The 14,589-nt window shown below is 33.1% G+C and carries 6 protein-coding genes and 1 pseudogene; 1 reads left to right on the forward strand and 6 read right to left on the reverse strand.

The genetic code is table 11. The annotated features are described in order from the left end of the window. Nucleotides 1-42 precede the first annotated feature (42 nt). The 3 genes from ACLCEG_RS12325 to ACLCEG_RS12335 all read right to left on the reverse strand — a co-directional run bounded on the left by ACLCEG_RS12325 (nt 43) and on the right by ACLCEG_RS12335 (nt 8,559). Nucleotides 43-1,929: a DUF262 domain-containing protein gene (locus tag ACLCEG_RS12325; protein WP_114161528.1), complete on the reverse strand. Its 1,887-nt coding sequence runs from the start codon at nt 1,927-1,929 to the stop codon at nt 43-45. A gap of 72 nt (nt 1,930-2,001) precedes the next feature. Further along, on the reverse strand, nt 2,002-5,424 hold the full coding sequence (locus tag ACLCEG_RS12330) for a DEAD/DEAH box helicase family protein (protein ID WP_284885224.1): 3,423 nt from the start codon (nt 5,422-5,424) through the stop codon (nt 2,002-2,004). Nucleotides 5,425-5,430: 6 nt separating this feature from the next. Then, nucleotides 5,431-8,559: a site-specific DNA-methyltransferase gene (locus ACLCEG_RS12335; RefSeq protein WP_284885223.1), complete on the reverse strand. Its 3,129-nt coding sequence runs from the start codon at nt 8,557-8,559 to the stop codon at nt 5,431-5,433. Between the two features lie 191 nt (nt 8,560-8,750). Here ACLCEG_RS12335 and ACLCEG_RS12340 point away from each other — a divergent pair, with 191 nt between their 5' ends. After that, complete coding sequence (locus tag ACLCEG_RS12340) at nt 8,751-10,880, forward strand: nuclease-related domain-containing DEAD/DEAH box helicase (RefSeq protein ID WP_114161259.1); 2,130 nt, start codon at nt 8,751-8,753, stop codon at nt 10,878-10,880. 61 nt (nt 10,881-10,941) lie between these two features. Here the strand turns inward: ACLCEG_RS12340 and ACLCEG_RS12345 are convergent, their stop codons facing one another. The 3 genes and pseudogenes from ACLCEG_RS12345 to ACLCEG_RS12355 form a co-directional block, all read right to left on the reverse strand. Further along, on the reverse strand, nt 10,942-11,214 hold the full coding sequence (locus tag ACLCEG_RS12345; RefSeq protein WP_114161257.1) for a hypothetical protein: 273 nt from the start codon (nt 11,212-11,214) through the stop codon (nt 10,942-10,944). Nucleotides 11,215-11,247: 33 nt separating this feature from the next. Beyond that, a complete protein-coding gene (locus ACLCEG_RS12350; RefSeq protein WP_284885222.1) occupies nt 11,248-14,085 on the reverse strand; it encodes an SNF2-related protein in 2,838 nt (945 codons plus the stop codon). A 114-nt stretch (nt 14,086-14,199) separates the two neighbouring features. Beyond that, nucleotides 14,200-14,511: pseudogene (locus tag ACLCEG_RS12355) on the reverse strand (hydrolase or metal-binding protein); the annotation flags it as partial. Nucleotides 14,512-14,589 lie beyond the last annotated feature (78 nt).

Consider the following 14,589-nt stretch of genomic DNA (forward strand, 5'->3'; position numbering starts at 1 on the left):
ATTAGGTTTGAGCTACTACAATTAAGTAATCAAATTTGAAAGCTAAGCAATTAATAGGTCATCATCCACTTCTAGATCATCAAAATTATCAAGATCCAAATCAACTGACTTGGTCTCTTTCTGAGCATCCTGAATATAAACTCTTTCAACAAACCTTTGCTTCAATGCCTGTCTTCTAGCTTTATAGAAGTCTTCAAAGTCTGTAAAACCAAGTGAAATAGTATCATCGATAAGTAAATCTTTATTTGAAAAACCACACGTATTATTTTTGATCCAACTTTCTAAAGGCTGAGAATTTTTTGAAAGATTTAATGAATCATTTAATAAGTGTAAATTAGCAATCGAATTCCAATGGTTAGCATTAACATAAAATGCTATTTGTTCATCAGTAAAATCTCCCTGGTTTACTAGATTTTTCTTGGCAAACAGTGTTTGAGGATGCAAATGATCTATATGGAAAATTTCTGTTGCTTTTAACTCCGGAAAAAGTAAATGTAACACTGTTCTACAACGAACTTCACCATATTGAATATTCAGCATATTCTCAATATATGTATCATCAAAACGCAAATCTTTATTTGTAGCTTCATAAGCTTTGATAATTTTTTCCAATGGAAACAATGGATCTAATAAATTAGTTCTTATAACTCTTCGCATACTTGAAATAATTGAATCAGCTTGACCACCAAATACACCTTTTAAAAGCACCATATAGAACCATTGACTAATTTTTTCTCTCTGCTCTATTTGCTTAGATAAGTCGTTAATAGTCAAATACAATGGATGACCAAATTCATCACGTTTTTGATACAAATAATAGCAGATTGGTATTACAGCATTTTTAGATGTTAAGGATTGAGCATTCACCCCAAACTTTCTAATCAATTTAAAAGTTTCTTTTATACAGTCTTTAATCTGCTCCCATTGAGTTTGGATTTGTTGAACTCTTTCAGTAGTAAAGTTTTTTACTTTAAAACGAACATCTTCATCAATCAACATTAATGCTGTTTTTAATATCCAATCCCGTTCGATATAAAAACCTAAATCTTGTGACTGATAAATCCAATTTGTTAAATTTTCAATTTCTTTTCTAAAGTCACCATTCCAATTTGCTACTGCAATAGACATTAACAAATCTGAGAAAGCTAATTTTGTACCACCACTATTTGTCCGAATAAAGACATCTAATACATGATCAACTTCTTGGCTCTTTTCATTAAAATAATGGATCAATTGTTCTTTATGAACAGCCATATATAACTTTAAAAGTGTTTCTGAAGCAAAGCTGTTTGTAGATAAATTTCTGCGCGCTAATTCTGGAAATACAACTTTTAATATAGCATCCGCTAGGTCTACATTTGGCATATTCAGTACGTCATGTAGACATAACCAGTTTTTAACATCTGTGCTATTCAATTGTTTAAACTGGGTATCTGTTAGAAACTTAAAGTTATAGTGCATCATTGATTCATCATCCTCCAAAGGTTGAGATAAATCTAGATACAATTTACGTGGTGGTAGAACACTTTCATCATATGCTGTCGGCCACCATACTCTTGGTTGTTTATAAGCATAAGTACTACATAAACCAATATATAATGATGTCAATCTTTGCTGACCATCAATAATTGCCTTAAAATTTTTACTACTCGCATTTATTTCAATATGAGGGTTTTCTTCATTAAATCGCTGACAATACTTTGTTAAAAATTCATAAAACTTATAATTTTTTTTAATTTCAGAATCAGTAATTTCCCACATCATAAACGAATTTATAGGATACCCTCTTAGGACTGAATCAAATAACTGACTAATTTGATTACTTGTCCATACAAATTTTCTTTGAATTGCAGGTAACAAAAAATCATTTGATTGAATAGCATTTACAGCCTCTTTTATCGTTAAAGGCTTTTCATATTGTCCTGACATCACTACCCCCGAAAAATTAGTATCTAATTCATTTAATTTTAAAAAATCACAATATAAGGAAGATACTCCAGCCTATGGTTGGAGTATCTTTTTTAACATCTGCTCAAGATAAGCCGTTCCATTCCCTACCATAAATAAAACATTTTTCTCTGCAAATTCTGCTTCAGAAAGTGAGTTATTCAAAATATCTTTCATTGGTGTAACGGACAAAATAAAACTGTTTAATATTAAGTCAGGATGCTCAAGCTTAGACTCAATATTTTTAATCTCTTTATAAAACTCAATTTTGGCATCGTCATGATTCATGTTTCGAATACCTTTGGGATCTACCAAAGTTAAATATTGTTGTCCTGTCTCTTTATTCACTAGCCACAATAAAAAGTCTGGGTAAAAGTTACCTGCCAAAGCAAAACCTAATCCACGATATTTATTATCCGCATTTCGTAATAAGTAAAGTTCATAACCCCTAAGCAATTCATCAGCAGTTGGAGTATTAATATAACTTTGCAAATCCAGAACAAACTTTACTTCACTACTTTGTGTATGACTAGTGTAGTCAAATAACATTGGCGACCATGTAAATGGCAGACTTTCATCCTTCTTATCCAACAACGGATAGAACAAATGACGATCAAACGTAATCGCCCTAAAGCTACCATCTTCTTTCCAAGGTGCTAATTTATCCACGTCACCTTTGGCAACTAAATCTTTCAAAGTTTCTAATCGGTCAAATACTTCTTGAGCTTCGTTATTTTGACCGTCTTTAGCAGTAAGGGTATATTGCTCACAAAGTTGTACAGGTAAATCTTTATCCTCAAGGCTAAATTCTGTCACTTCATAGAACTGCCCTTCATAGGCATTTTTAATCGCATGATAGAACTTATCCATATAGGACTGTAACAACTCAGTTAGTATCGCTTGCTGTTTCTTAATTCCACTCACGTCATTGGTTAATTCAGATGAGTCAACCAAAAGTTTGTACCAGTCTTCTGTTGATGTCTTAATTTCTCTCAAACAAAACTCTTGTAAGTCATCAACATTCAACTGTAAGTTGCTATATCCACGCTGGAATTTATACTGTTGAAGATGCAAGTAAATTTCATCAAAATCAAACATACACATGATTTTTGGTGAAATCTCATGCTCTTGACGCTTGTCTTTAATATCTGTTTGACGTTTTGACTTATCCGTATGAAATGCTTGTAATCGAGGGTATAAATCTAAAACAACAAAAGGTTTTTTGATTTTACCTTCGTATTGTTTTGGAATTTTAAACATCGAAAGTTTGGACTGAGCCTTAAAACCCTTGGCTTGATTATCTTTATAGCCATCTTTTAAAGTCAGTGTTTTTAAGCGAGGTGCTTTAATCTTATTGGTTGGAAAATCTAATGTGACCAAATCCTGATTTAGGATAATACCTTCATCATTCAAGTAGTCACGGAATTTTTCCATGTAGTCAGCACGTAAACCAAAAATATTAATAGTTTGCATCAAATCTAAATGCAGACCTTTATATTCAGCCTTACTATAAATTTCTCTTGGTGTTCGTTTTAAAGAGAAGTTCTCACCTTTTAAACGTACGCCACGACCAAAGAGCTGAATAATCTGAGCACCTTCACCTGAACCCATGTTCAATAAGCCCATGGTCGAGACACGCCAGCTACTCCACCCCTCAGTAAATTTACGTGAACCAATCAGAAGATGTGTTTCACTATCATCATTATTTAATGTCGGAAATAATGACTCCGCAAAATCATCAGTACGCGCATTTAAATAATGTGTTTTGCTCGATTCATCACAGTTATCGTATAAGCCTTTTTCATCACCGACATTAATAACAGCAAAAGGAGTACATTCCCCCACCTGTAAACGCAACTCACCTTTATTCGCTGTAATGCGTACTACATTCAAACGTTGATTGGTTGTAGCATTAAAAAAGCTTTTTAAAATATCTTGGTAAAGATCAGTTGCATTTTGACCATGTAAAGGTGCAAATCGATTGGCAAAAATATTGTTTCCTTTAGGATCAACCAAACGAGATGTATTAGTAATTAAGTCATGCAGCCAACCAATCACCTTGCTCTTACGAGAGGCATCTAAAAAGTCAGCCAAGATTTTCACAATGGCTAAAATATCAGAGTCATCATCATTGACTTTATTTCCGACAAATACCCACAGTGGTTTTTCAATATTAAACTTGGCAAGTTTTGCCTGATTCTTTTTAAACAAATACTGTTGTTGGTAAAATGAAAGTAGGCAAGCTGTAAGATATAGATTGCGCTCATCATCTTCATGATATTCTTTCATGTTCAGAATATTGACTTCTTTACCATAGCCATCTGCATAGAAATATTTGTATGAATAATCAAACAAAATACTTTTAGCATAGACTTCTCGTAGTGCTTCCCGACGATATTTTTGCTGTTCTAATTCATCAAGCTGAATATTTTTTTTCTGTTCTTCAGTCAGCTTATTAATCGCTACACCATACAGCATTTTGGCTTTCTGTTTTTTTGCATCTTCAAAGCGTTTATAAACGTTGTCTGCCTTACTTACAGCTTGACCAAAGGTAGCCGAGTACTCAAAACTAAAACCATCTTTAGTAAGAATATCTCGTCGCTCCATCCAAGCACCTGCGCTACTACTCGTACCACGGTGCCCTTCGTCGATCAGAACCAGATTCTTGCCTTCCAAGCTCATCGTCGCAACGGTTTTATCACCATCGCTATCACTCAGCTTATTCATATCGATGATTTGAATTTCATCACGATACAAGCTATTTCGACTCTTCTGTTTATCAAACAAGGTCGCTTGAAAACCTGAGTCAGTAAGTTCTTGCAAATGTTGTTCACTCAAACCTTCATTCGGTGTAAGTAAAATGATTTGGTCTGGATAAGTGCTGTCGCCATTTTGATGTTGGAAATAGTCTAAATACTGCAAAATATTGACATGCATGAGCAGTGTTTTACCGCTACCTGTTGCATTCCAATAACCAATTTTATTTAGGTCTTCAGGCAAATACTGCTGAAATTGATCTGCATCAATTTTCTGGTCATCATTATATTGTTCAAGTTCAACATTCAGCTCATTGAGCATGTCCGCTTGATGATTAAAATATTGATCTAAATACAGTTCTGTAAACAGCAATGAAAGGTATTGGAAATATTTTAGATTTAAAACATGCCCTTCTATTTCATTACGTTTTTCAGTGATCTTTTGCCAGTGCTTCACAATGTTTAAGTCATAGCGACGTAGAACATCAATATCTACAACCTGTTTGTTAAACAAAGTATTGCTGATCACACTAAAGAATTTCGTTTGCCCTGCATTATCACCTTCATGCTCAATTCCCTCAAACTGAGGATAATCAAGCTGTTGTTTCATGCCTTCCAAACGATTCGGATTAAACTTCGACCACAACCATTTATTTAAAATCAATTGCTCGTGGAAATTGACTTTAATCGCTTTCGTTTTTGCTTTAGGAGCCTTTGCCACAGTGCATTACTCCTCAAACATATTTTTTAAGAAGATTTGTTCAATTGAACGGACCTTGAGTTGCTTTTCTTCACCCTCTTTGGTGGTATATTTGCTTGCTACGTTGTGATCACCGTTGATATAAATCAACCGGTACTCGCCATCGTTTGGATTAATTTTAAGTTTTGCAAGTAATTGATCGAGCTCTGCATAGCCAATCTTTTCACAGTCACGCCACAAAACTGTCGTGTATTCACCTGTACGTAGTTTACCTGTGATTTGCACATAGCCTTTGTCTAACTGATAATCTGCTTCTTGAACATTTAGTCCAATGAGATAGTTAAAGGTTTCAACCAAGTCAATATTTTTACGTTCAAACGCACCTGCGCTATCGGTTGTAATATTCATTTGATAACTAAATGGCTTAAGGAAGTCTTTCACATTAAGCAATGAATCTTTGCTTTCTAGTTCAAGCATGTAGTGCATTAAATAATCGTTATAGGCTTGTTGATCTTCTGGTTTCGTTGAAGCTTGTTGATCTGCTAAAAGAGTTTGCTGTGCGCCTTTACGTACCAACTCCAAGTTATTTAAAGTGTCCTCATAACTTTCCAGTTTCACAACTTTTAAGCAGTGACTAATACCAGACTCAGGATTGGTTGGTTTACCATCTTTCCAATCTGCTGAATAAATGACTTTTTGGATACGTGGTTTTAATACCGTATTAAAATATTCTCCCTGCTCTACCAGAATATATTTTCGCAACCCATCATCTTCTCTATTTAATTCAATTACTGCATGTGCAGATGTACCAGAGCCACCAAAATAATCTAATATCAGATCCTGTTTGTCATTTAAATCAATAAGTATTTTATAAAATGCTGTTGAATGAGCAAATGGGAAAATTACCCCTAATCTATCTAATTCAGGTTTACCTCTATATCCACTCCGCAGTATTGATGACATTTGATTATCTGGATTATCAGTTAAGAATACTTTCTTCCTAGGAATTTTACTTTCATCTTCACCAAATAAAATGACATCATCATCTAACAATTTTTTTAAAGATTCTGGAGTATACCTCCAACCATTTTTAGGTACTGGGCATGCTTTATTTGTAATTGGATGAATTAAAGGAATATGAAACTTCTCATTAGTTCTAAAATCAGTTGCTGTCATATCAGCAGAACGAAAAATTCTACATTTATTATCAATTGAATTATAAATATTTTCAGCAGGTGATAGCTTTTTATTACCTCGCAACCATTCACGCCATTTTTTATTAATTTCTTCTAAATCTTTTGACATAGAAAATATTTTTATTGATTTTTCTATCATCTCCTTTAAATTTTCTTTTTTAATTTTTAAAGGTTTTTGAATATTTGCATAACAACAAATGTATTCATGCTGATATGCTAAACCATTCGCACCCGTCACTGGTGATCCTTTATCCCAAATAAGAGTTCCAAGATCTTCTGCAAAAGTTGAGCTCAATAATTTTGAAAGGTTTTCATATTGATTTTCATCTATGTGGACCAAATAAACCACATCCTCTACCGTTAACTTTGAAGAAATAGAAATTCTATTTTCCATCATCGCTAACCAACTTGAAGATTTAAATGAATTCTTGTACAAAAAACCACTTGTTTCGGTATTGTAAGGAGGGTCAATATGGACTACTGAAACTTTAGAATTATATTTTTCTTTAATTAAATTCATAGCTTGAAAATTATCGCCATGAATAATCAAACCGTCAGTTTGAGCATCTAAGTCATCAATTTTTTGTAAAAGCTTTGCTTTAAACTCTAAGCTAAATAGTGACGTATCCACCATTAAGGCTTGATGCTGTTTTAAATAATCAACCGTTCCCCAACCTGTATCTGTACCTTTAAAGCCTAAATCTTCCCATTGTTGCCACTGAACTTCATTCTCAGCAATGTCAGCATATAAAGACTCATCCACTCGATCTAAAGTAATGCAGTATTCAGCACTCACTACAAACTTTTTCTTTAACCACAACTTTTTCTGAAAGTCTTCGAGCGAAGCCAAGAAACTAATAATCTCTAAACCAATTTGACGCAAACATTTGATAATACTAAGCTGGCGTTCAATCTGAATAAATTGATCGGTACTCACGACATCATCTAAATGCATCACTTCATTTTTAATATAAAAATCAAGTTCATGTCGCAAGAACGTACCTAAGTCTTTATGAATAAAATAATCCGCTGTATTTTTCTGGGTATAAGTACTTAAGTGCTTTTGCAACACTGTCCGTTTTGGTTCTTTTTCAGTGGGTGCAGGTTGAGCTAAATCATTTAACCAATCAGCCGTTAGAACATTTGCTTTCAAAATTTTATTATGCGATTCATTATTTAGTGCTTCTTGCTTCGAGCCTTTAGGCAAAGTTGCATACTCGAAAAGAATTGTTAGCTCATTATTTTGAATAGAGAATGGAACAATAGTTTCTTCAAACTCTTCACCCTCTTCATCTATTCGAGTAAAAGTTTTAGGTTCTGTCACAATAATAAAACGACGATCTTTATCATTATCTTTACGGTTTTCACGAGCTGTATCTGCACTCACCAAACGAAATAAAACTGAACGCTCATCATTCAGTTTAAAACGATAGTTGCTAAACATCTCACCAGACTTCGTGTAGTACTGGTCTTTATTTGCCCAATGCAACATGACTTCCTCACCTGAGTAAGGAATAGCGTAAGTATCACCTTTATAGCGACGTTGGCTAATGAAATCGCCTTCATCATAATAACGACTAAAAAAAGTCAGCAAATGACTATACACTTGTGACTGATCTGTCATTTCATGTGCATCAGCTTGTGTTAAAGCAATATATTTTTGACCTAATGCACTTTCAATTGCTTCCTGATCAATAAGCTCACCTTGCTCATTAAAAGCACGTTTACCAAATTCAGACTTCAGCTCTACTTCTAATTCTTTTAAAACATTTTCATCAAGACTCGACTTTGCTTCGCCAAGGTATTGTTCAACTTTGGCTTTTAAACGCTTATCCAAAAACTCAGCAATTTCGGCACTACGTGCATTTAAAATGCGATAAACTCCAAAATCCAAATCAGGTCGATTGATCTGAAAGATTTCCTTAAGTTTAGAAACAAGTGCAGAAAACTGATTACTCATAAATATTTCCTATTTTTCAAAACCTTAGAATAAATAGGTTCTGGTGAAGCGAGTTAAATTTGCAAAAGCAAAATTGGCTAGTATTTTATAGTATTTTTAGATGTTCGACCACATTTTCAAACCAGCTCAACAATTGATAAAAATTTAAATAAATGTTATATATTAATAATTTACACTAAAGAAATATTCAAATGGCTAATTTTTTCCCAAGTTTAGAAATTATTGATCAACTCACAGTCAAACCAACTGAAGGTGAATCATTTCTTTTAAATAAACTGGCACAAGAATTAGATGACACATTTGATGTTTATTTCAATCCTTATCTTGATGGAGATCGCCCCGACTTCTTGATTTTAAAAAAAGGACATGGCGCAATTATTATTGAAGTCAAAGACTGGGATATGTCAAATTATTTTATTGATAAAAATAATCATTGGCGCACCACTCATAATCCAAAAATAAGAACAAGTGCACCAATGCAACAAGCATTCAAATATAAGTCCCATTTATTTGAACTCCATATACCTTCATTAGGGTTTGCAAATATATTAAATTCTAACTTTTATAAAACGATTCAATGCTTTGTATATTTACATACTATAACAAAAGATAGATTATCTTCACTCTATGACCGTCCTATCAGTGAAGCAAAACAACTTATAAATTCAGCAAATGAGCAAAGATATAGTTCAAAAAAATACCAACTAGAACGGGACAGATTTAATACGTTTGCTCAAGACAATATCTTTAGTTTAATTAAAAAAATAAATAGTCTTAAAAAAAATCCAATATTTCAAGATCATATTTACGATGATTTTACTAAAATTTTACTACCACCCAAGCACATTGAAGAACAAGGTCATTACTATACTTTTGATAAGTATCAAAATAAGTTACTAGATAGTATTCCAAATACAAAAATGAAAATTCGAGGTGTTGCTGGCAGTGGAAAAACAACTTTACTAGCAGAAAAAACTGCTCGTGCGTTTAAACGACACAATAGTACTGTACTTGTATTGACATATAACTTAGCACTTCGAAACTTAATACGTGATAAAATTAAAAAAGCATTCCGTTTCAATGAACTAGAGTTTGATAATAAATCAATTGAAATAAGCAATTATCACTATTTTTTTAAATCTCAACTCAACAATTTAGGCATTCCTTTTCCAGCTTCAGGTGATAAAGATGAGGATCTAGAAAACTTTGAAAATAGTGAGATTCTTGACTTAGACTTTCATGAAAAATCAAATGCTGAAATTATTGGTCTATCAAGCAAAGACTTATTTGAAATTGAAAAAAAAGCTAGAGATGAAAAACTAGTTTTAGAGGATTTTTTTGAAAGAGTATTTAAAACAGATCTGTTTAAAGAGGCTAATGAAAAGCCAATAAAGTACCAAACTATTTTTATTGATGAAGTTCAAGATTTTGAAGTAGAGTGGTTAGAAATCATAATTTCCAATTTCTTAGCAGAAGATGGGGAGATTGTGTTATTTGGTGATCAAAATCAAAATATTTATAATAGACTAATCAATAAGCAGGACTATCCTGTTACACGTGGATTCGGTCATTGGAAAAATTTAAAAATCTCACATAGACAAGATGATAAAGCCTTTGCTGATCTATGTAATGCATATAAAGATACTTTTCTAAAAGAATATCCAGATCAATTAGAACATGACATTATTGAAAACCTAGCTTTTTCATTTTCAGATAAAAAGTATTTACAAATCCCTCAGTCAAATAGTATTCATGCAACCTATAGCTTTATTTCTCAAACATTAAAAATGTTAAATGTAAGTCCAAATGATATTGCTATTCTCTCTTCAAAAATCGACTTCCTAAGAAATCTACAGAATAATTTTAAATTTCAAAACACAGATAGCACTTTTGAGACACCTTCTGAATATGAAATCATTCAAAAAAAGTTTGATAGCAACGTTGAAAATTTCCTAAAGAAGAAAGCTCTATTGGAAGAAAAACTAAAAGCTTGTCATCCATCTGATATTCACCAGATTCGCTCTGAAATCCAAAAATTAACAGGCTACATAAAAAAAGCAGCAAAGCAGAAATTAAAAGCACTAGATGAATTTCGAAAACTTAAAAAAAGACATTTTAATGCTAATTCAGGTTTAACGAAAATTGCAACAACTCATAGCTTTAAGGGTTTTGAAGCTGATACTACTTTCCTAATCATTCAACCAAATGATAGTTCAGAAATTGTTTATGCTGGACTGACAAGAGCAGCAAATAACTTATATATTATTGATTTAGATACAAGCAACGTATATAAAAATTTCTTTGAAAAGCAACTTTCTTAAAACTCATAAAACGAATAGAAATTCAATGAATTTCTATTCGTTCCTAGTTGAATTAAAAAATTTAATTCTGTTTATTTCGTTCCAACTCTAATAAATCTGCATATTCTGGACGGTCTTTAAAGAAATCAAAAATTGTTGTTTCTTCTATACCTGCTTCTTTCTGCTTTTTATTGATTTCAATCAGTTGAGCTTTAATTTTATAAAAATCCTTAACTCTTTCTTCCTCAGCATAGTTTTTAGCATTTTCAGCCAGTTTTCCTGTTTTTTCTTCAAGTTTAGAAGCACCTTCAGCACACTTAGTTGCGAAGTTATTTAATTTATCTAAGATACCCATTTTCACCACTACGCTCAATAATCTAATTATATTTTAAACAACTTTCCATTGAACTATAAACAAATTTTCAGCCTTACTTGAACGATGCAGTCTTTGTTCAAGTGCGTCAATCATCGCATCGCGCTTATCCGCTATTTCATCTTCTACATCAAAAACCTGCTGCCTCATCCGTCGTTTTTCTTTTTCAGCTTTTTGGATTTCTTCCTGTAGCTTTTTTTCAGTTTCAATGTCAGATGCTTTTCGAGACTCTCGCTTCAAACTGGATATTTTTAATTTTATATCTTCAAGAATTTTTTCTACTGCAAGTAAGCTATCCTCTGCCCACTGTTCCAACTTATCACGTTCTTTTTTGAAAAAATCATCATTGAGTTCTAAGGCATGATTCAAAGCAACTTGATATTGCTTCTCTATATTTGCTTGAAAAATCTCGGGTATGCTTTCAGTTACATCCTGAAGAACTGTGGCATTTACTTGAAGTAATCGTTCACATAAATCCACATCTAAAACCTTACCAGCCTCTGTCATAGCTGTAATAACAAGATGCTCTTCTTCTTGAAACGAATCCAAACGTAATACCGTAATAGATAGCCATCCATGTTGCCCCTTCAATTGATCCAATAGACTAACCTTTTGTCCATATTGACTATAATCAAATTGAATCAGTTGTTTTGGTGTAGGTAATCCTTTGGCATTATCTAAAACAAATTCACCAAGCGGATGAGTCAAACGATAAATAAAAGTATTTTCAGGAATTCGCTCACCTTTGCGTATGAGTTGATATTTCCCTGAAGGCGCATTCAAAATTGGAGATTTGGTAAAATCAAAACTTAAATTGTGATCGTGAAACTTAGCAAATTTACCAAGAATATATTTTGTAGATTGCCAAAATAAACGACTAATTTTATCTAGTTGAAGTTCAGCTCTTTCTTTTTCAACTTTTAACAAATCATGAATATCTGCATCAAAATGCTCAAGTAGTAATGCTTGAGTCCGTTTCATTTTCTCATTGATTTGTTCTTCTAGCTCATCTCTTAATTGCTTAAAGCTTTGTTCTATTTCTTCTGGACTGCGACACTGATCATAAATCTCAGAAATCCGCTTTTCAAAATTAATACCACTTTCAACCGTCCCTAAAATATCATTCGATGCACCAAATACACCACCAAACAATTGAAATTTATTTTCAAGTAATTCTAATACTCGCTGATCTGCTTCATTTCTTTCATTTAGGAAATTGACAACAACAACATCAAATTCTTGTCCATAACGATGACATCGTCCAATACGTTGCTCTACACGTTGTGGATTCCATGGCAAGTCATAGTTAATGACCAATGAACAAAACTGTAAATTTACTCCTTCAGCCGCTGCTTCGGTTGCAATTAATATTTCTGCATCATTTTTAAAAAAATCAATTAAAGCTGTACGCCGATCAATTGCAGGAGAACCTGTCACATGATGACTTCCCATATATTTACCTAGCCATTTTTGGTAAATACCTGTATTCGTTGCAGATGTATTACTACCATTGAATCCTATTACTTTTCCGTTATAACCACGAGCTTCTAGAAATGCAATTAAATATTCCTGAGTACGTTTCGACTCAGTAAAAATAACAGCCTTTCGCTTCGCTCCCATTTCGAACATTCGAGCAAAACCTTGCTCAATAGCGGAAAGTAAAGCGAAAGTTTTACTATCATCTTTAATTTTATAGGCTTGTTCTATATAACGTTCTAATTCTGCTATTTCAGATTTAATTAAACTCGTATCAATTTTTTCATGGTCACTTTCATATTCAACATCATCTAGTAAATCTTCATCCATGTCCTCATCAACAATAAAGTTACTTAACCAATCCTCATCTAAAGTTTGTTGTTCCAACATTTTTTTAAGACGTAGTTTAATTGCTTCTAATGTTGCGATTACAGCAGGAGTAGATGAAGCTAAAAGCTTTCTTAAAACAATTGAAATTAAATGCTTTTGTTGCTGAGGAAAAGCATAACTTACATCTCTTTGCAAATACTCACTGATCGAATCATATAAGCTTTGCTCATCATCAGTAGGTTTAAAAGGAACAGTTAGAGCGTGACGATTGGTATAAGGCACATATTCCAAAACATCTTTCCGCAATGTCCTTTGCATAAATTGCTGGATTCTTTTTTTCAGTGATTGAATGTCGCCATCAACCACATATCGACTCCGAAATGCTTTCTCATCGCCGAACAAGTGTTCATCAATAATTGTGCTGAGTCCATACAATTCCATCAACGTATTTTGTAATGGCGTTGCTGTAAGTAATAGTTTTTTCTTACCCATTAAAGAGCGTTTTAAACTATTTCCAATTTTATTACTTGAACGATGTGCATTACGTAACTTATGCGCCTCATCAATCACAACTAAATCCCATGAAATTTGTGCTAAAGCATGTTCCATTCGATTTGCAAAAGGATAAGAAATAATTGAAATTTTCCCGTTTTTAAACGGATCATACACACCATCTTTACGTGCCATATTCCAAGTTTTCAAATCTAAAACTTGGGTAGGCAAATTAAATTTATCTTGTAACTCTTGTGCCCATTGTTTTCGTAAAGAAGCAGGACAAATAATTAATAAATTTCGACGTCTCTCCGCCCAATATTGACAAAGTACTAAAGCTGCTTCGATTGTCTTTCCTAAGCCAACTTCATCTGCAAGAACAACACCTTTACTTAAAGGATTATTTAAAGCAAAAAGTGCAGCTTCGATTTGATGAGGATTCACATCAACTTGGGCATCAAACAATGACTGGGACAAACGATCAACATCTGATGCTGAACGTTTCTTTGTTATCTCCCATGCAAAATATTTTATTTGGTGGTTAGTATGGAGCATTGTCCTAACATAATTTTTAATGACAATTCAATATAGCAAGCAAAACGTATCGTGAGAAGCCAAAAAATAAGGGAGCTCACACTCCCTGCTTTATATCAATCAAGATGATAAATGCTAGTTCACCGCCCTAACACTCCCTTGCCCTTGTTGAATATCCTCTACAGAACTTGGCTCCTTAGAGAGTTTAGACTTCGCCTTGACTTCAAACTCAAGCTGAGTTTGCTCAGCCTCATCAGTATAAAAATCCTCCACTAAATCTAATCCTTCCTCCAAATTTATCTCAAACTGTGCATTACTAGAACTTAATCTAGCTGTTGCATCTAAAGCATTTTGATTAAAGCTTACAGCTTTACTTTGTTGGTCTATTTCCTTTGCTGCTTAAATCGTATATTGAAGATTCACCACATGCTGTAAAGTTAAATTCACGCAATTGATTGCGAGATCTAAAGTAAGTAACTCATCACTTTGAATAATAAGTCACTTAATTTTAACCATTAAAAAGAT

The organism is Acinetobacter sp. H1(2024) (assembly GCF_046557555.1).
Lineage (GTDB): Bacteria > Pseudomonadota > Gammaproteobacteria > Pseudomonadales > Moraxellaceae > Acinetobacter > Acinetobacter seifertii.

Bases quoted from the DNA above. Each gene is read 5' to 3' on its own strand.
- ACLCEG_RS12340 (WP_114161259.1), top strand. From the start codon at position 8,751: ATGGCTAATTTTTTCCCAAGTTTAGAAATTATTGATCAACTCACAGTC.
- ACLCEG_RS12345 (WP_114161257.1), bottom strand. From the start codon at position 11,214: ATGGGTATCTTAGATAAATTAAATAACTTCGCAACTAAGTGTGCTGAA.
- ACLCEG_RS12350 (WP_284885222.1), bottom strand. From the start codon at position 14,085: ATGCTCCATACTAACCACCAAATAAAATATTTTGCATGGGAGATAACA.
- ACLCEG_RS12335 (WP_284885223.1), bottom strand. From the start codon at position 8,559: ATGAGTAATCAGTTTTCTGCACTTGTTTCTAAACTTAAGGAAATCTTT.
- ACLCEG_RS12325 (WP_114161528.1), bottom strand. From the start codon at position 1,929: ATGTCAGGACAATATGAAAAGCCTTTAACGATAAAAGAGGCTGTAAAT.